General features: G+C 46.3%; 13 protein-coding genes, 11 tRNA genes and 4 rRNA genes. 1 reads left to right on the top strand and 27 read right to left on the bottom strand.

Annotated elements, in window-relative coordinates:
• Window positions 1–167: 167 nt before the first annotated feature.
• The 16 genes from AC0VZ9_RS01515 to AC0VZ9_RS01440 form a co-directional block, all read right to left on the bottom strand.
• Window positions 168–1,717 (bottom strand): 16S ribosomal RNA (locus tag AC0VZ9_RS01515).
• A 264-nt stretch (window positions 1,718–1,981) separates the two neighbouring features.
• Window positions 1,982–2,098 (bottom strand): 5S ribosomal RNA (gene rrf / locus AC0VZ9_RS01510).
• Between the two features lie 203 nt (window positions 2,099–2,301).
• A 23S ribosomal RNA gene (locus AC0VZ9_RS01505) occupies window positions 2,302–5,237 on the bottom strand.
• Window positions 5,238–5,539: 302 nt separating this feature from the next.
• A 16S ribosomal RNA gene (locus tag AC0VZ9_RS01500) occupies window positions 5,540–7,089 on the bottom strand.
• Together the 16S, 23S and 5S rRNA genes with 11 tRNA genes alongside form the textbook arrangement of a ribosomal RNA operon.
• A 98-nt stretch (window positions 7,090–7,187) precedes the next feature.
• Window positions 7,188–7,261 (bottom strand) — tRNA-Gly (locus AC0VZ9_RS01495).
• Window positions 7,262–7,284: 23 nt separating this feature from the next.
• A tRNA-Pro gene (locus AC0VZ9_RS01490) sits at window positions 7,285–7,361 on the bottom strand.
• Between the two features lie 5 nt (window positions 7,362–7,366).
• Window positions 7,367–7,443 (bottom strand) — tRNA-Arg (locus AC0VZ9_RS01485).
• A gap of 60 nt (window positions 7,444–7,503) precedes the next feature.
• Window positions 7,504–7,589, bottom strand: a tRNA-Leu gene (locus tag AC0VZ9_RS01480).
• Between the two features lie 59 nt (window positions 7,590–7,648).
• Window positions 7,649–7,733: transfer RNA gene (locus tag AC0VZ9_RS01475), tRNA-Leu, on the bottom strand.
• Window positions 7,734–7,748: 15 nt separating this feature from the next.
• Window positions 7,749–7,824: transfer RNA gene (locus tag AC0VZ9_RS01470), tRNA-Lys, on the bottom strand.
• 8 nt (window positions 7,825–7,832) lie between these two features.
• Window positions 7,833–7,907 (bottom strand) — tRNA-Gln (locus tag AC0VZ9_RS01465).
• Between the two features lie 8 nt (window positions 7,908–7,915).
• Window positions 7,916–7,991: transfer RNA gene (locus AC0VZ9_RS01460), tRNA-Asp, on the bottom strand.
• 31 nt (window positions 7,992–8,022) lie between these two features.
• Window positions 8,023–8,094: transfer RNA gene (locus AC0VZ9_RS01455), tRNA-Glu, on the bottom strand.
• 15 nt (window positions 8,095–8,109) lie between these two features.
• Window positions 8,110–8,200 (bottom strand) — tRNA-Ser (locus AC0VZ9_RS01450).
• A 5-nt stretch (window positions 8,201–8,205) separates the two neighbouring features.
• A tRNA-Asn gene (locus tag AC0VZ9_RS01445) sits at window positions 8,206–8,280 on the bottom strand.
• A gap of 164 nt (window positions 8,281–8,444) precedes the next feature.
• Window positions 8,445–8,906, bottom strand: coding sequence for a SprT family protein (locus AC0VZ9_RS01440; RefSeq protein WP_009336299.1), 462 nt, complete (start codon window positions 8,904–8,906; stop codon window positions 8,445–8,447).
• Window positions 8,907–9,042: 136 nt separating this feature from the next.
• Between AC0VZ9_RS01440 and cmpA the strand changes: the two genes are divergently transcribed.
• Window positions 9,043–9,156 carry a cortex morphogenetic protein CmpA gene (gene cmpA, locus AC0VZ9_RS01435; protein ID WP_009336300.1) on the top strand — a complete coding sequence of 38 codons (114 nt, stop codon included), beginning with the start codon at window positions 9,043–9,045 and terminating at the stop codon, window positions 9,154–9,156.
• A gap of 156 nt (window positions 9,157–9,312) precedes the next feature.
• On the opposite strand, the gene AC0VZ9_RS01430 is transcribed toward cmpA, so the two are convergent.
• The 11 genes from AC0VZ9_RS01430 to AC0VZ9_RS01380 form a co-directional block, all read right to left on the bottom strand.
• Window positions 9,313–11,478: a Tex family protein gene (locus AC0VZ9_RS01430; RefSeq protein ID WP_198286754.1), complete on the bottom strand. Its 2,166-nt coding sequence runs from the start codon at window positions 11,476–11,478 to the stop codon at window positions 9,313–9,315.
• An 81-nt stretch (window positions 11,479–11,559) separates the two neighbouring features.
• On the bottom strand, window positions 11,560–12,156 hold the full coding sequence (locus AC0VZ9_RS01425) for a PP2C family serine/threonine-protein phosphatase (protein WP_009336302.1): 597 nt from the start codon (window positions 12,154–12,156) through the stop codon (window positions 11,560–11,562).
• On the bottom strand, window positions 12,153–12,947 hold the full coding sequence (gene sigB / locus AC0VZ9_RS01420; protein WP_009336303.1) for an RNA polymerase sigma factor SigB: 795 nt from the start codon (window positions 12,945–12,947) through the stop codon (window positions 12,153–12,155). The genes AC0VZ9_RS01425 and sigB overlap by 4 nt, the downstream gene beginning before the upstream one ends.
• On the bottom strand, window positions 12,925–13,398 hold the full coding sequence (gene rsbW, locus AC0VZ9_RS01415; protein ID WP_009336304.1) for an anti-sigma B factor RsbW: 474 nt from the start codon (window positions 13,396–13,398) through the stop codon (window positions 12,925–12,927). Before rsbW ends, sigB begins: the two co-directional genes overlap by 23 nt.
• A complete protein-coding gene (locus AC0VZ9_RS01410; protein WP_009336305.1) occupies window positions 13,395–13,727 on the bottom strand; it encodes an anti-sigma factor antagonist in 333 nt (110 codons plus the stop codon). The genes rsbW and AC0VZ9_RS01410 overlap by 4 nt, the downstream gene beginning before the upstream one ends.
• Before the next feature lie 60 nt (window positions 13,728–13,787).
• Window positions 13,788–14,798, bottom strand: a complete 1,011-nt coding sequence (locus tag AC0VZ9_RS01405) for a PP2C family protein-serine/threonine phosphatase (RefSeq protein WP_019381250.1) — start codon at window positions 14,796–14,798, stop codon at window positions 13,788–13,790.
• An 11-nt stretch (window positions 14,799–14,809) separates the two neighbouring features.
• A complete protein-coding gene (locus AC0VZ9_RS01400; protein ID WP_009336308.1) occupies window positions 14,810–15,211 on the bottom strand; it encodes an anti-sigma regulatory factor in 402 nt (133 codons plus the stop codon).
• Between the two features lie 4 nt (window positions 15,212–15,215).
• Window positions 15,216–15,578, bottom strand: a complete 363-nt coding sequence (locus AC0VZ9_RS01395) for an STAS domain-containing protein (RefSeq protein WP_009336309.1) — start codon at window positions 15,576–15,578, stop codon at window positions 15,216–15,218.
• Window positions 15,575–16,408: an RsbT co-antagonist protein RsbRA gene (locus AC0VZ9_RS01390; RefSeq protein WP_009336310.1), complete on the bottom strand. Its 834-nt coding sequence runs from the start codon at window positions 16,406–16,408 to the stop codon at window positions 15,575–15,577. The genes AC0VZ9_RS01395 and AC0VZ9_RS01390 overlap by 4 nt, the downstream gene beginning before the upstream one ends.
• 381 nt (window positions 16,409–16,789) lie before the next feature.
• Entirely contained in the window at window positions 16,790–17,140 is a 351-nt protein-coding gene (gene ndoA, locus AC0VZ9_RS01385) for a type II toxin-antitoxin system endoribonuclease NdoA (protein WP_009336311.1), read from the bottom strand.
• A gap of 4 nt (window positions 17,141–17,144) precedes the next feature.
• Window positions 17,145–17,426, bottom strand: coding sequence for a CopG family ribbon-helix-helix protein (locus AC0VZ9_RS01380; RefSeq protein WP_026041666.1), 282 nt, complete (start codon window positions 17,424–17,426; stop codon window positions 17,145–17,147).
• Between the last annotated feature and the right edge of the window lie 234 nt (window positions 17,427–17,660).

Raw genomic sequence — 17,660 nt, 5'->3', positions numbered from 1 at the left:
CTCTTACTTATTTTCAAAATAAGAGAAAAAAACTAAGATGGCGATTACTCGGTTATTGCTTCTTCATTATCATTATCTAGTTTTCAAAGAACGAATCTTTCATTGAGAGATTGAACTCTCAAAACTGAACGAACAAAACGCGTCACGTTTCATGTAAATATCCTTAGAAAGGAGGTGATCCAGCCGCACCTTCCGATACGGCTACCTTGTTACGACTTCACCCCAATCATCTGTCCCACCTTAGGCGGCTGGCTCCAAAAGGTTACCCCACCGACTTCGGGTGTTACAAACTCTCGTGGTGTGACGGGCGGTGTGTACAAGGCCCGGGAACGTATTCACCGCGGCATGCTGATCCGCGATTACTAGCGATTCCGGCTTCATGCAGGCGAGTTGCAGCCTGCAATCCGAACTGAGAATGGTTTTATGGGATTCGCTTAACCTCGCGGTCTCGCAGCCCTTTGTACCATCCATTGTAGCACGTGTGTAGCCCAGGTCATAAGGGGCATGATGATTTGACGTCATCCCCACCTTCCTCCGGTTTGTCACCGGCAGTCACCTTAGAGTGCCCAACTGAATGCTGGCAACTAAGATCAAGGGTTGCGCTCGTTGCGGGACTTAACCCAACATCTCACGACACGAGCTGACGACAACCATGCACCACCTGTCATCCTGTCCCCCGAAGGGGAACGCCCTATCTCTAGGGTTGTCAGGAGATGTCAAGACCTGGTAAGGTTCTTCGCGTTGCTTCGAATTAAACCACATGCTCCACCGCTTGTGCGGGCCCCCGTCAATTCCTTTGAGTTTCAGCCTTGCGGCCGTACTCCCCAGGCGGAGTGCTTAATGCGTTTGCTGCAGCACTAAAGGGCGGAAACCCTCTAACACTTAGCACTCATCGTTTACGGCGTGGACTACCAGGGTATCTAATCCTGTTTGCTCCCCACGCTTTCGCGCCTCAGCGTCAGTTACAGACCAAAGAGTCGCCTTCGCCACTGGTGTTCCTCCACATCTCTACGCATTTCACCGCTACACGTGGAATTCCACTCTTCTCTTCTGCACTCAAGTTCCCCAGTTTCCAATGACCCTCCCCGGTTGAGCCGGGGGCTTTCACATCAGACTTAAGGAACCGCCTGCGCGCGCTTTACGCCCAATAATTCCGGACAACGCTTGCCACCTACGTATTACCGCGGCTGCTGGCACGTAGTTAGCCGTGGCTTTCTGGTTAGGTACCGTCAAGGTACCGGCAGTTACTCCGGTACTTATTCTTCCCTAACAACAGAGTTTTACGATCCGAAAACCTTCATCACTCACGCGGCGTTGCTCCGTCAGACTTTCGTCCATTGCGGAAGATTCCCTACTGCTGCCTCCCGTAGGAGTCTGGGCCGTGTCTCAGTCCCAGTGTGGCCGATCACCCTCTCAGGTCGGCTACGCATCGTTGCCTTGGTGAGCCGTTACCTCACCAACTAGCTAATGCGCCGCGGGCCCATCTGTAAGTGATAGCCGAAACCATCTTTCAGCTTTCCCTCATGTGAGGGAAAGAATCATCCGGTATTAGCCCCGGTTTCCCGGAGTTATCCCAGTCTTACAGGCAGGTTGCCCACGTGTTACTCACCCGTCCGCCGCTGACTTCAGGGAGCAAGCTCCCATCTGTCCGCTCGACTTGCATGTATTAGGCACGCCGCCAGCGTTCGTCCTGAGCCAGGATCAAACTCTCCATATAAGAGTTGATTAAGCTCATAAGTTGTCTTTTCAAAAAAGACTAAAGAATTAACGTTGACGTTTTTGTTCGTTCAGTTTTCAAAGATCAATCAAGCAACTATATCAGAATAACATCTTACAAATAATTCGTCAACACTTTTTTTAAGCTTTATTGAAGAAATTATTTGCTATATATATCTAATATTAAAATCCTACTGGGATAGTAATGAAAATTATTCCAGTATGTAAGGATTAAAAAAGACAAAGAGATAGACTCTCTGTCTTCGCCCGGCAGCGTCCTACTCTCACAAGGGGACAGCCCCTAACTACCATCGGCGCTGAGAAGCTTAACTTCCGTGTTCGGTATGGGAACGGGTGTGACCTTCTCGCTATCGCCACCGGACTATGTAATTGAAGAAACTTCGTTCCCTCAAAACTAGATAATGCATGAAGAAGCATTTGCCGAGTATTCACCAATGACTTGTCTAGCTTCGGCTCCTAACCTCTCGGCCGTTTCGATCCGTCCCTCCAAATCCCAAAACCAGGATTTGAATGACCGGCTCTCCAACGTCTCTCAAAGTTGAACAGTCGCCTCCGCTTTTCGTTTTGGTTAAGTCCTCGATCGATTAGTATCAGTCAGCTCCACATGTCGCCACGCTTCCACCTCTGACCTATCAACCTGATCATCTTTCAGGGATCTTACTAGCTTGACGCTATGGGAAATCTCATCTCGAGGGGGGCTTCATGCTTAGATGCTTTCAGCACTTATCCCTTCCGCACATAGCTACCCAGCGATGCCTTTGGCAAGACAACTGGTACACCAGCGGTGCGTCCATCCCGGTCCTCTCGTACTAAGGACAGCTCCTCTCAAATTTCCTGCGCCCACGACGGATAGGGACCGAACTGTCTCACGACGTTCTGAACCCAGCTCGCGTACCGCTTTAATGGGCGAACAGCCCAACCCTTGGGACCGACTACAGCCCCAGGATGCGATGAGCCGACATCGAGGTGCCAAACCTCCCCGTCGATGTGGACTCTTGGGGGAGATAAGCCTGTTATCCCCGGGGTAGCTTTTATCCGTTGAGCGATGGCCCTTCCATGCGGAACCACCGGATCACTAAGCCCGACTTTCGTCCCTGCTCGACTTGTAGGTCTCGCAGTCAAGCTCCCTTGTGCCTTTACACTCTGCGAATGATTTCCAACCATTCTGAGGGAACCTTTGGGCGCCTCCGTTACTTTTTAGGAGGCGACCGCCCCAGTCAAACTGCCCACCTGACACTGTCTCCCGCCCCGATAAGGGGCGCGGGTTAGAATTTCAATACAGCCAGGGTAGTATCCCACCGACGCCTCCACCGAAGCTGGCGCTCCGGCTTCTCAGGCTCCTACCTATCCTGTACAAGCTGTACCAAAATTCAATATCAGGCTACAGTAAAGCTCCACGGGGTCTTTCCGTCCTGTCGCGGGTAACCTGCATCTTCACAGGTACTATAATTTCACCGAGTCTCTCGTTGAGACAGTGCCCAGATCGTTACGCCTTTCGTGCGGGTCGGAACTTACCCGACAAGGAATTTCGCTACCTTAGGACCGTTATAGTTACGGCCGCCGTTTACTGGGGCTTCGATTCAAAGCTTCGCTTGCGCTAACCTCTCCTCTTAACCTTCCAGCACCGGGCAGGCGTCAGCCCCTATACTTCGCCTTGCGGCTTCGCAGAGACCTGTGTTTTTGCTAAACAGTCGCCTGGGCCTATTCACTGCGGCTCATCAGGGCTATTCACCCTAATGAGCACCCCTTCTCCCGAAGTTACGGGGTCATTTTGCCGAGTTCCTTAACGAGAGTTCTCTCGCTCACCTTAGGATTCTCTCCTCGCCTACCTGTGTCGGTTTGCGGTACGGGCACCTTTTCCCTCGCTAGAGGCTTTTCTTGGCAGTGTGGAATCAGGAACTTCGGTACTAAATTTCCCTCGCCGTCACAGCTCAGCCTGTGTGGTAACGGGATTTGCCTCGTTACCGGCCTAACTGCTTGGACGCGCTAATCCAGCAGCGCGCTTACCCTATCCTCCTGCGTCCCCCCATTGCTCAAACGGTAAAGAGGTGGTACAGGAATATCAACCTGTTGTCCATCGCCTACGCTTTTCAGCCTCGGCTTAGGTCCCGACTAACCCTGAGCGGACGAGCCTTCCTCAGGAAACCTTAGGCATTCGGTGGATGGGATTCTCACCCATCTTTCGCTACTCATACCGGCATTCTCACTTCTAAGCGCTCCACCAGTCCTTGCGGTCTGGCTTCAACGCCCTTAGAACGCTCTCCTACCACTGACATCGTAAGATGTCAATCCACAGCTTCGGTGATACGTTTAGCCCCGGTACATTTTCGGCGCGGAGTCACTCGACCAGTGAGCTATTACGCACTCTTTAAATGGTGGCTGCTTCTAAGCCAACATCCTGGTTGTCTAAGCAACTCCACATCCTTTTCCACTTAACGTATACTTTGGGACCTTAGCTGGTGGTCTGGGCTGTTTCCCTCTTGACTACGGATCTTATCACTCGCAGTCTGACTCCCATGGATAAGTCTTTGGCATTCGGAGTTTGTCTGAATTCGGTAACCCGATGGGGGCCCCTAGTCCAAACAGTGCTCTACCTCCAAGACTCTTACTACATGAGGCTAGCCCTAAAGCTATTTCGGAGAGAACCAGCTATCTCCAAGTTCGATTGGAATTTCTCCGCTACCCACACCTCATCCCCGCACTTTTCAACGTGCGTGGGTTCGGGCCTCCATCCAGTGTTACCTGGACTTCACCCTGGACATGGGTAGATCACCTGGTTTCGGGTCTACGACCACATACTCATTCGCCCTATTCAGACTCGCTTTCGCTGCGGCTCCGTCTCATCAACTTAACCTCGCATGTAATCGTAACTCGCCGGTTCATTCTACAAAAGGCACGCTATCACCCATTAACGGGCTCTAACTACTTGTAGGCACACGGTTTCAGGATCTCTTTCACTCCCCTTCCGGGGTGCTTTTCACCTTTCCCTCACGGTACTGGTTCACTATCGGTCACTAGGTAGTATTTAGCCTTGGGAGATGGTCCTCCCTGCTTCCGACGGGATTTCTCGTGTCCCGCCGTACTCAGGATCCACTCTGGAGGGAACGAAGTTTCAACTACAGGGCTTTTACCTTCTCTGGCCGGCCTTTCCAGACCTGTTCATTTACCTCGTTCCTTTGTAACTCCGTGTAGAGTGTCCTACAACCCCAAGAGGCAAGCCTCTTGGTTTGGGCTAATCCCGTTTCGCTCGCCGCTACTCAGGGAATCGCGTTTGCTTTCTCTTCCTCCGGGTACTTAGATGTTTCAGTTCCCCGGGTCTGCCTTCTATACCCTATGTATTCAGGTAAAGATCCTATCCCATTACGGATAGGGGGTTTCCCCATTCGGAAATCTCCGGATCAAAGCTTACTTACAGCTCCCCGAAGCATATCGGTGTTAGTACCGTCCTTCATCGGCTCCTAGTGCCAAGGCATTCACCGTGCGCCCTTTCTAACTTAACCTACTTCGGCCGCTGATCGACTGCGGATCTCTGCGTCAGCTCTCTCGCTCCGCTCCTCACGTTACTGAAGTACGCTCCGGTGCTCACTCGGTCGCTTCCTTGATCTCCTTGCCGCTCATCGTCCTCATGGTTTGTGCTCTTACTTATTTTCAAAATAAGAGAAAAAAACTAAGATGGCGATTACTCGGTTATTGCTTCTTCATTATCATTATCTAGTTTTCAAAGAACGAATCTTTCATTGAGAGATTGAACTCTCAAAACTGAACGAACAAAACGCGTCACGTTTCATGTAAATATCCTTAGAAAGGAGGTGATCCAGCCGCACCTTCCGATACGGCTACCTTGTTACGACTTCACCCCAATCATCTGTCCCACCTTAGGCGGCTGGCTCCAAAAGGTTACCCCACCGACTTCGGGTGTTACAAACTCTCGTGGTGTGACGGGCGGTGTGTACAAGGCCCGGGAACGTATTCACCGCGGCATGCTGATCCGCGATTACTAGCGATTCCGGCTTCATGCAGGCGAGTTGCAGCCTGCAATCCGAACTGAGAATGGTTTTATGGGATTCGCTTAACCTCGCGGTCTCGCAGCCCTTTGTACCATCCATTGTAGCACGTGTGTAGCCCAGGTCATAAGGGGCATGATGATTTGACGTCATCCCCACCTTCCTCCGGTTTGTCACCGGCAGTCACCTTAGAGTGCCCAACTGAATGCTGGCAACTAAGATCAAGGGTTGCGCTCGTTGCGGGACTTAACCCAACATCTCACGACACGAGCTGACGACAACCATGCACCACCTGTCATCCTGTCCCCCGAAGGGGAACGCCCTATCTCTAGGGTTGTCAGGAGATGTCAAGACCTGGTAAGGTTCTTCGCGTTGCTTCGAATTAAACCACATGCTCCACCGCTTGTGCGGGCCCCCGTCAATTCCTTTGAGTTTCAGCCTTGCGGCCGTACTCCCCAGGCGGAGTGCTTAATGCGTTTGCTGCAGCACTAAAGGGCGGAAACCCTCTAACACTTAGCACTCATCGTTTACGGCGTGGACTACCAGGGTATCTAATCCTGTTTGCTCCCCACGCTTTCGCGCCTCAGCGTCAGTTACAGACCAAAGAGTCGCCTTCGCCACTGGTGTTCCTCCACATCTCTACGCATTTCACCGCTACACGTGGAATTCCACTCTTCTCTTCTGCACTCAAGTTCCCCAGTTTCCAATGACCCTCCCCGGTTGAGCCGGGGGCTTTCACATCAGACTTAAGGAACCGCCTGCGCGCGCTTTACGCCCAATAATTCCGGACAACGCTTGCCACCTACGTATTACCGCGGCTGCTGGCACGTAGTTAGCCGTGGCTTTCTGGTTAGGTACCGTCAAGGTACCGGCAGTTACTCCGGTACTTATTCTTCCCTAACAACAGAGTTTTACGATCCGAAAACCTTCATCACTCACGCGGCGTTGCTCCGTCAGACTTTCGTCCATTGCGGAAGATTCCCTACTGCTGCCTCCCGTAGGAGTCTGGGCCGTGTCTCAGTCCCAGTGTGGCCGATCACCCTCTCAGGTCGGCTACGCATCGTTGCCTTGGTGAGCCGTTACCTCACCAACTAGCTAATGCGCCGCGGGCCCATCTGTAAGTGATAGCCGAAACCATCTTTCAGCTTTCCTTCATGTGAGGGAAAGAATTATCCGGTATTAGCCCCGGTTTCCCGGAGTTATCCCAGTCTTACAGGCAGGTTGCCCACGTGTTACTCACCCGTCCGCCGCTGACTTCAGGGAGCAAGCTCCCATCTGTCCGCTCGACTTGCATGTATTAGGCACGCCGCCAGCGTTCGTCCTGAGCCAGGATCAAACTCTCCATATAAGAGTTGATTAAGCTCATAAGTTGTCTTTTCAAAAAAGACTAAAGAATTAACGTTGACGTTTTTGTTCGTTCAGTTTTCAAAGATCAATCAGAAAGTTTGGAGCGGGTGAAGGGAATCGAACCCTCATCATCAGCTTGGAAGGCTGAGGTTTTACCACTAAACTACACCCGCATATAAAATTATTGTTTCCCGAATGGTCGGGAAGACAGGATTCGAACCTGCGACCCCTTGGTCCCAAACCAAGTGCTCTACCAAGCTGAGCTACTCCCCGTAATATGGCGCGCCCGAGAGGAGTCGAACCCCTAACCTTTTGATCCGTAGTCAAACGCTCTATCCAATTGAGCTACGGGCGCATCTTTTAAAGCAACTCTTATATTATATCAACCTAGATTTCAAAAGTCAACAACTTTTTTTGGTGCGGCCGAGAGGACTTGAACCTCCACGGGGTTGCCCCCACTAGGCCCTCAACCTAGCGCGTCTGCCATTCCGCCACGACCGCTTAATGAAGCGACAAGTAACATCATACCAAAACGTAGCACTTATCTCAATGGTAATTAATGGTGCGGGTGAAGGGAGTCGAACCCCCACGCCTTGCGGCGCCAGATCCTAAGTCTGGTGCGTCTGCCAATTCCGCCACACCCGCAATATGAAATTAAAATGGTGAGCCATGAAGGACTCGAACCTTCGACCCTCTGATTAAAAGTCAGATGCTCTACCGACTGAGCTAATGGCTCATCAAAAATGGCTGGGCTAGCAGGATTCGAACCTGCGAGTGACGGAGTCAAAGTCCGGTGCCTTACCGCTTGGCTATAGCCCAATAACAAATGGCGGTCCCGACGGGAATCGAACCCGCGATCTCCTGCGTGACAGGCAGGCATGTTAACCGCTACACCACGGGACCATCCACATAAAACCGTCGGAAACAAAAAAAGTGACCCGTACGGGATTCGAACCCGTGTTACCGCCGTGAAAGGGCGGTGTCTTAACCGCTTGACCAACGGGCCATTGTGAGAATTTTCTGGCGGAGAAGGAGGGATTTGAACCCTCGCGCCGCTTACGCGACCTACACCCTTAGCAGGGGCGCCTCTTCAGCCACTTGAGTACTTCCCCAAATATGGCTCCGCAGGCAGGATTCGAACCTGCGACCGTTCGGTTAACAGCCGAATGCTCTACCACTGAGCTACTGCGGAATAATAATGAACTTTATCGATAAAACAGTTAACATCTTATCGACTCTTCATATTATAAGGACGGAGGCTATAAAAGTCAAGCTTGTTTTTAGAAGAATTTATTAGCCGTTTATCCTATTTTGTCCTGCGACAATTATTAAATATAAAGTGTACTTAATCTAATGTCAATTCTTTTTTAAAACTAATTTCCCCTTGCATTTACCGCAAACATATTTCCTCGTATCAACCATTCTTTTTCTTTGATAAGTTTGACCGCATTCCTTACACATATAAACAAGAATCTTAGCAGATCTATTTGTTTTTGGATAATCAGGCAAGGCCGAACAAAATCGAGGTGCTCCCACTTTTTTCATTAGCATTCTGAAATCCTGATCACGATGTTTATATCCTTTTCCTTCTAAATGCAAATGATAATGACAAAGCTCGTGCTTAATAATACCTTCTAATTCTCCGACCCCAAGCTGCTCATAATACTTTTTGTTTATTTCAACATGATGTGAACTCAGCATATATCTTCCGCCAGTCGACCTGAGGCGTGAATTAAAATAAGCCTGATGGCGAAAGGGCTTGCCGAAACTTTCTAAGGATATCTTTTCAACAAGTGTCTGAAGCTCCTGGTCATTCATAACAATGTTTTTCCTCTCTTATCATAAACATGACAACCTATTATAGCATACATTATATATACCTATTATAGCTCTGAACTCGCTTTGCTGCCCTAGGGAGCGATTATCAGATTCCAATACACGGGAGGTAAATCAGATGCCTGTATGGTTTCAAAACCAAATCCAGCGTGCTTTTTATGAAAAGGACCGGTATCAGATCAAGCTGCTGAATCAGTGCTGGTTTTTCTATAGAAAGAAACACTGCTCATAAAATATGGCGAGCCTGAGATATACCAGCTAAAAGCAGCTACAGCCCTTTGAAAACCTCACAAGCATAGGCCAAATCACGCTAGAAATATTGATTTCCGGCGTGATTTGGCTTATGACTCGAAGAACAAGCCATTTAAGCCAGCAAAACAAAGGAATGTTAATTAGTTTGGTCAAGCATAGTTAAGGCGACTCTTCCCTTGTGCTTATCAACAGAATCAACCCAGACTGTTACTACATCCCCAACGGACACGACATCCAGCGGATGTTTGACAAATTGGCGGCTAAGTTTGGATATATGAACAAGGCCATCCTGTTTGACTCCGATATCAACGAATGCACCAAAGTCGACAACATTTCTCACTGTCCCTTGAAGCTCCATCCCTTCCTGCAGATCCTCAAGTTTCAGGACTTCTTTCTTTAGGAGCGGCTTTGGCAGCTCATCACGCGGATCCCTTTCAGGTCTCATTAAGGCATCAATAATATCTCTCAGTGTAAGTTCACCAATTTCAAGCTCCCGGGCTGTCTGGCTGATATTTATGCCTTTTAGTGCTTCCCTTAATGATTGTGTTCCAAGGTCACTGGATTTAAAGCCGAGATTAGCAAGCAATTTATTTACTACTGCATACGTTTCAGGGTGTATACCAGTCCGGTCCAGAGGTTCTTTCCCATCGATAATCCGCAGGAAGCCTATTGCCTGTTCATAGGTTTTGGCGCCAAGGCGCGGAATCTTTTTCAACTGCTTGCGGTCTGTAAATTTCCCTTCTTCTTCTCGTTTCTTGATTATATTCACAGCAACTGTTTTTGAAAGGCCAGCTACATGCTGCAGCAGCGAAGATGAAGCTGTATTTACATTGACACCCACTTGGTTTACCGCTGTCTCTACAACAAAAGAGAGTGATTCTGACAGCTTTTTCTGAGATACGTCATGCTGATATTGGCCAACCCCCACGGACTTGGGATCAATCTTAACCAATTCTGCAAGAGGATCCTGGAGGCGGCGGGCGATGGATACAGCACTCCTTTCTTCCACCTGAAAATCAGGAAACTCTTCTCTGGCAAGGTCTGAGGCAGAATATACGCTCGCCCCTGCTTCATTGACAATTAGGTAGAATATCTCCTCTTTCATGTCCTTTAAAATGTCAGCGATGAACTGCTCGGTTTCCCTTGAGGCGGTTCCATTGCCGATGGCAACCATTTCTACTTTGTAGGTGTTTAGAATATGAACTACTTTCTCTCGTGCTTGTTTCGTTTTGGAAACAGGAGGATGCGGATATATGACACCGATATCAAGTACTTTTCCAGTTTCATCTACAACTGCAAGCTTGCAGCCAGTTCTGTAGGCAGGGTCTACACCAAGTACTATCTTGCCTTTTAATGGGGGCTGAAGCAGCAGTTTTCTGAGATTTTCAGAAAAAATCATGATCGCCTGTTCTTCTGCTTTTTCAGTTAGTTCATTGCGGATTTCACGTTCAATCGAAGGCATAATCAGACGCTTGTATCCATCCTCAATAGCTTCCTTTACAATTGCCCCTGCAGGGGAGCGTTCATCCTTCACCCACTTTTTATACAAGTACTTTAAGATAAATTCGGTATTTGGCTTAATGTTAATCCTTAAAACTTCTTCTTTTTCACCGCGGTTTAATGCAAGTGTGCGGTGTGGAACAATCTTGCTCACTGGTTCCTCATACTCGTAGTACATTTCATAAACGCCTTTTTCGTCAATCTCTTTATTCTTCACAGAAGACTCAATTTTTCCCTTTTTGGCTGTTTCCATACGGATCCATTTTCTGCTTTCTGCTTCATCTGATACCCATTCTGCGATAATATCTTTCGCTCCGGCAATTGCCTCTTCCGTTGTGGTTACTTCCTTTTCATCTGATAAGAATTCTTTTGCCTTTGCAGCAGGGGGTTCATTAAGGGGAAAGGTGAGAAGCCATTCAGCAAACGGTTCAAGCCCTTTTTCCTTTGCCGCAGTTGCTTTTGTGCGGCGCTTTTGCTTATATGGCCGGTATAAGTCTTCTACCTCCTGCAGCTTCACCGCTTTTTCAATGTTGGATTTTAACTCTTCTGTCAGCTTGCCCTGCTCTTCAATTAAGCGGACTACCTCTTCTTTACGCTGATTGAGATTTTGTATGTATTGCCAGCGCTCCATGATATCCCGAATTTGAACTTCATCCAGTGCACCTGTCTGTTCCTTTCTGTATCGGGCAATGAACGGGACTGTGTTCCCTTCTTCCAATAAGCTGATTGTGTTTTTTACTTGTTTAATGGCTATTGATAATTCTCCAGCGATTAGGTTTAGTACTTGATTTTGTCTATCCATAGTTTTTTCCAAGATCATTCCTCCATCATAGAGTCTCACTTTTCATTTTATCAAAAAGAAAAACAAAAAGCTTACCCTGTTCTAGAGTAAGCTTCCAAGTATGAAAGTAGCATCATCTGAGGTAGATGGATACTGCTTTTTTATATCTTCCGAGATAAGATCAATAGGGAGAAATGCTTTCAGCAAAGTTTTAACCCCTTGAATATTCAAGCCATCTGAGTATATCAAAAACTTAGATTCCGCTTCATACGTAAACCGCTGGGTATGAAACACCTGCGGCCTTCCTGACAGATATCCAGTTACAGGCAGAGGATATGTGAGTTTCCCAGTAGATGAATAAAGGAAAAACCGAATATTCCCTACACAGCTGTATACAAATTCCCTGGAGGCAAAATGGACTTTAAACAGTGCTACTGCTGCTCCTCTTTTCTGTAAAAGAACATCGTTGCAAAGCTTCATGAGCGTATCTACATCTTTCTCATGATGCTGCTCTACGACAGAAACAACAGCAGAAGAAGCTTCATACGCGAATTCCCCGCTTCCAAGGCCATCTGCCAGCACACATACAAAGTATTCATCAGTTGCGGTGAAGTAATATCCATCACCGCAAAAAGCTTTGCCATCTTTAGCTGTCTGGTGAGCAATCACTTCGATGTTATCTCCAACCAATTTGGTCATGAAAGGCACTCCGAGTTATTTGTTTCAGAGTGGATCGCTTCCTGAAGCTTTTTGATTGCACGGCGCTGAAGTCTCGAGACATGCATCTGGGAAATCCCCAGTTTATCTCCAGCTTCTTTTTGGCTCATATTCTCAAGATATGTGTATTGTATAATTAATTTCTCTCTCTCAGACAGGACATGCAGTACTTTATCAAGAACTAGCATTTGATTTACTTTTTCATAGCCCTCGTCTTCATTTCCGACGATATCCAGCAATGTAACTGTTCCGCCATCAGAATCAGCCTCGATTGAATGGTCAACAGAAAGCGCCTGATAGCTTTTTCCCATTTCCATTGCCTCGAGCACTTCTTCTTCTGATACACCCAGCACATCGGCTATTTCGTCCACTCTTGGAGACCTATGAAGTTCTGTTGTGAGCTCTTCAACGGTCGCTTTAATTTTTGGTCCCAATTCCTTTATGCGGCGCGGAACATGAACACTCCAAGTTTTATCCCTTAAGAAGCGCTTAATTTCGCCGATAATCGTAGGAACTGCAAAGGCCTCAAACGTTTTGCCAAAAGACTCATCATAGCGGCGGATAGCCCCTAATAAGCCGATAATGCCCACCTGGACAATATCCTCATGATAAGATCTTCCCTTTGAGTACTTGCGGGCAATGGCTTCAACTAAATTCTGATATTGGAGTACCAGGGTGTTTTGAGCATCTTCATCCTGGTGAAGCTGGTAGGCTTTGATTAAAGCATTTGTTTCTTCTTTGGATTTTTGGTTAGGTTGAGATTGTTTTTGCATCCCTCTCCACCTGCTCTCCCTCTAGGTATTTGGTCATAAAGACCGTAACACCCTCTTTGTGATGAATTCTTACTTCATCCATCAATGTTTCAATCAGGTATAGACCCAAGCCTCCTTCACGCAGGAATTCCACAGAATCAGTCTGGTCGTATGGTCCAATGCCTTGTCTTGCAGATTGGAAGTCAAAACTTTTTCCGCTGTCTGCGACCATTACCTCAAGACGGTCAGTGTATAAACCGAACCCGATGACTACTTCTCCTTGCTCATTCTGCTTGTATGCGTGTTGGACTGCATTGGTGCAAGCTTCACTTGTAGCGATTTTAAGATCTTCAATTTCTTCATATGCAAATCCCATTCTGCTGGCAATCCCCGATAGCGTCAGGCGGATTACCCCAACAAATTCCGGCTTGGCCGGAATTTTCACCTCAATATAATCAAATGGCTCGTTCATTGTACTCCACCTTCAATCCCGCTGTTAATATCGATAATATCGGCTAGGCCTGTAATTTCGAAAAGTCTCTTTAAACGGTCTGATAAGCCAACAATCTGGAATTTGCCGTTATTGGCTCGGACATTTTTAAATACACCAACAAATACACCTAAGCCGGTACTATCCATATAAGAGACTTCAGATAGGTTGACCACCATTTCCACGCCTTCTTTTTCTGTTAAAGGAAAAAGCTCTTCGCGGAGTTTAGGTGCTGTATACGCATCAATTTCTCCGCTTACCATTGCTTCAATCAGCATATCATTTTCTTTTACATCTATTGTAATATTCATAACTGACCCACCTCTTTACATGTCAACTGCTTTTTACTAGTTACCCGTTTTTAAAACCCGTTAAACATTTCTTTTTAAAATAATTAAGGTAAAATCGTCCCGCAATTGAAAATGCTGAAGTTTTTCAAGTTCTTTATATACGCTATTAACAATTTCCTGTGCACTTAAATGAATGTATTTCTTGATTAATTCCAGCAATGATTCCTTTTCTATAAACCCTTCTTCTGTACGGCATTCAGTAACCCCATCTGACATTAATATAATCATATCTCCTGGATTTACTCCTTTTTCGTACTGGCGGTATTTAGTTTTTTTATCAATGCCGAGAAGCAGGCCTTTCGCTGTCAGTTCGGTAAATTCACCTGTCTCAGCCACAAAGAAAAGTCCTGGTTCATGTCCGGCAGAACCATAAGAGAACATATGGCTGTTCGTATCATATATTCCATAAAACATAGTAATGAACATTGTTAAATCTACGTTCTGTTCTACGACCCGGTTTAGATTTTCCAGGACCGTTTTAGGGTCATTGCGGTTTTCAGGCAAACTGTCCATGGCATATTTAATCATGGACATACACAAGGCTGCCGGAAGACCTTTACCAATGACATCAGCTATTGCAATGCTGATCGTGCTGTTTTCATCCTGAACAAAGTGGAAATAATCACCGTTCATATGTTTAGCAGGAACACTTATGGCACCGATATCTAAACCTTCAACAGAAGGTACCTGCGTCCCCAGCAGGGTTTGCTGGACGTTCGCAGCTATTTCCATTTCTGTCCTGAGTTCCTGCTGAATATGCTTTAAGTTCTGATGCTCCCGATAAGCAAAACCATAGCCTATCATGACTTCCAGAAGGATATCAAAAGAATGGTGAACATACTCAGGCAAGTCCGGATAAAGTTCACCCATCAGACTTTTATGAACGCTGATAATCTCTTCAGGAGAGATTTTGTGCTCGATCGACTTCCTGCTGAACTTCTGGCCTTGATACAAAGCCTGTTCAGATTGTTCTTTAATATAATTCTCAAGAATATCCCGATACTTTGATTCCATCATTTCTCGGAAATCCATACCGCTTCCCCCTAACGAAGCCACTTAGTTGCTCTTATATCTGTTCCGGTTCCAGGATTGGAGTCAATTAAGAACTCATCCATTAACCGCTTCACACCCGGCAGGCCGGCTCCTAATCCCCCTGATGTCGAGAATCCGTCTTCCATTACTTGGCGTAAATCATTGATTCCAGGGCCGCTGTCTACCGCAACTATACGCAATCCCGCTTTTCCGCCGTCGTATATTTTTTCAATACAGACTTGCCCCTGTCCGGCGTATAAATATATATTCCGGGCAAGTTCACTAATGGCTGTGGTGATTCTAGCCTGGTCAACTGTACCAAAACCAAGCTCTTTAGCAACATTCCGCCCAAGCTGGCGGGCTGCAACGATGTCCCATTCGTTTATGATTTTAACGCAGGATTGGTTTTCCATACAGTTACTCCCCCAATTCCTGTTGTAATTTCTCCAAACCTTTTTCTAGATCTAATGCAGTAAGGACATCATCTAACCCAATACCTAACTCAATAAGCGTAATTGCTACGGCAGGCTGTATCCCGGTTATGACTACTTTTGCACCCATCAGTTTGGACATATTTATTACGTCGCCGAGAACTTTTGCGATGAATGAATCAATAAAGTCAATGGATGTTAAATCAATCACGACTCCATTTGCGCTGGTCTCATGGATTTTATGGAGCAGATCCTCCTGAAACTGCAAAGCAGTCTGGTCATCCAATTCCCACTGGATGGAGACTAATAGGCAATCGTTCAGTTTTAAAATTGGGATTCTCACTCTCATTCCACTCCCTCCACATTCACAATTTTGCGGCTGGTTAACTCAAGCGCCGCTTCTACACCCTTTTTCAAGGTATTCTTTGTAGTAAACTGATTTAAATCTATTCCCAGATTTACAATGGTCTGGGCAATTTCCGGACGGATGCCTACAAGCATGCATTTCGCTCCGACAAGCCTTACAGCATCAGCAGCCTGTATGATATGATGGGCTACCATCGTATCAACAACCGGCACACCTGTTATATCAATAAGCACCACTTCTGAACGGTGTTTTACTACTCCATTTAAAAGGTTCTCCATAATCTGCTTCGCCCGCTCCGTATCAATTGTACCGACAAGAGGCATGACTGTAATTCCTTCGAATACAGGAATCAGCGGCGCAGATAGTTCCTGAAGCGCAATTTTTTGGAGGGACACAGTTCGTTCCCAAGTGGTTGAATACATATTTACCACTTCATTGACCATGGGAGTCATCCAGCTGTCAAACTCGTAAATGAATTTCATTTGATTTTCCTGGGTGACAATCCCCGTTTCCTGCATGTCCTCAAACACAATCTTTCCGAAGGTTTGGAGACCTTTTGTCACAAAACTGAGCGGCCAGCCCAACCGTACGATTTTCTCTGAGAAATCACTCAATTTTGAAGTGAATTCCTCATTTGAACTTTTTATATTTGAAATAATCAGGTCAATGAATTCCCGGCTTGTCCCGATAAATACCTGATCAGATACAACCTTCGTAACTCTTTCATCCGCATTTTCCTTTGTGGCCTCCAGCCACTCATTGAATATGGAATCTTTGTTGTTTTGTATATAATTCAATATTGTGGAATTCATTTGTTCCTCCCTATTTTAGCATATATCTATTATTAGCCTTCCAATTCCCCTTTATTGTACAGAAGATAAAAAAACCTTCCTGTTCCGTATATATCAATTAAATGATAACAGTGAATGCCAGTCAAATGATACCTATATGATGCCGAATCAATAAACTCCAATCTTTGGTTAATTCGACAATTTATTATTAAATCCCTTTTTTCCCTTCACAACTTGGCAGATTTCCATTGAATATCGAAGTGTATGCTTCATAAGAAACGGGTATATTTACAAAACCAGTCAATTTTATATAATAAACGACTTTCTGTTTTACCCTCTTTATAAGAAACTAAACCTTTTTGCTGTATAAAAAACAAAAAACGCCCTTCAAAAGAGCGTTTGTTAAAATTCGATGAGGCCTAAGCTGATTTGCACGGCTTCATCCACTTTTTCCATCATTTCGTCATCGAGATGGGTTATTTTATCGGTTAAGCGTTGTTTATCAATTGTACGAATCTGTTCTAATAAGATGACCGAATCCCTTTCAAAACCATAACGCTTCGCATCAATTTCAACGTGAGTAGGCAGCTTCGCTTTTTGAATCTGAGCTGTGATTGCTGCAACAATTACTGTGGGACTAAACCGATTCCCGATGTCGTTTTGGATGACAAGCACTGGACGGACGCCGCCTTGTTCTGAACCAACAACTGGGGATAGGTCTGCAAAATAAACGTCACCACGTTTGACAATCAAGGGATTATCCTCCGCTTACTAGACGTTCAACTGTGTGTTCTGCCTCGTATTCCGCTTGAAATGCTTCAGATGCAATCGTCAAATTTATTTTCGCCATCTCCATGTAGCCTCGTCTCATGGACTCGCGAATTTGTCTCTTTTTGCGTTCGCGCAAATACATTTTGGTTGCCTGATAAATGAATTCGCTCCGGTTAACGTTTTCCTGTTTTGCAAATCCGTCTAACTCGGTTAAAAGATGCTGCGGTAACTTTACCATTATCTCTGTTGTTGTGCTGGAATCAGACACAAACATACACCTCCACCATCACTACACACCATTTTTATATCTACCATTTTCAATATTACCATTTATAAAGCCCAATGCAAAGGGGATTCTTTAATTCTTCTGTATTATCGTCCAAAAAAATAGTATTTTATGCATGATTTCAGAAAAGCGGAAGCGCCTTGCTCACCCCCGACAAGCACAAGACGGGCCTCACGGAAAGGCGTTCTTTGCCTTTTTGGGAGGAATGGCTTGTGA

It is taken from the genome of Cytobacillus sp. QJM3NY_8 (genome assembly GCF_056173585.1).
This window is presented reverse-complemented; position numbering and strand designations above follow the sequence as displayed.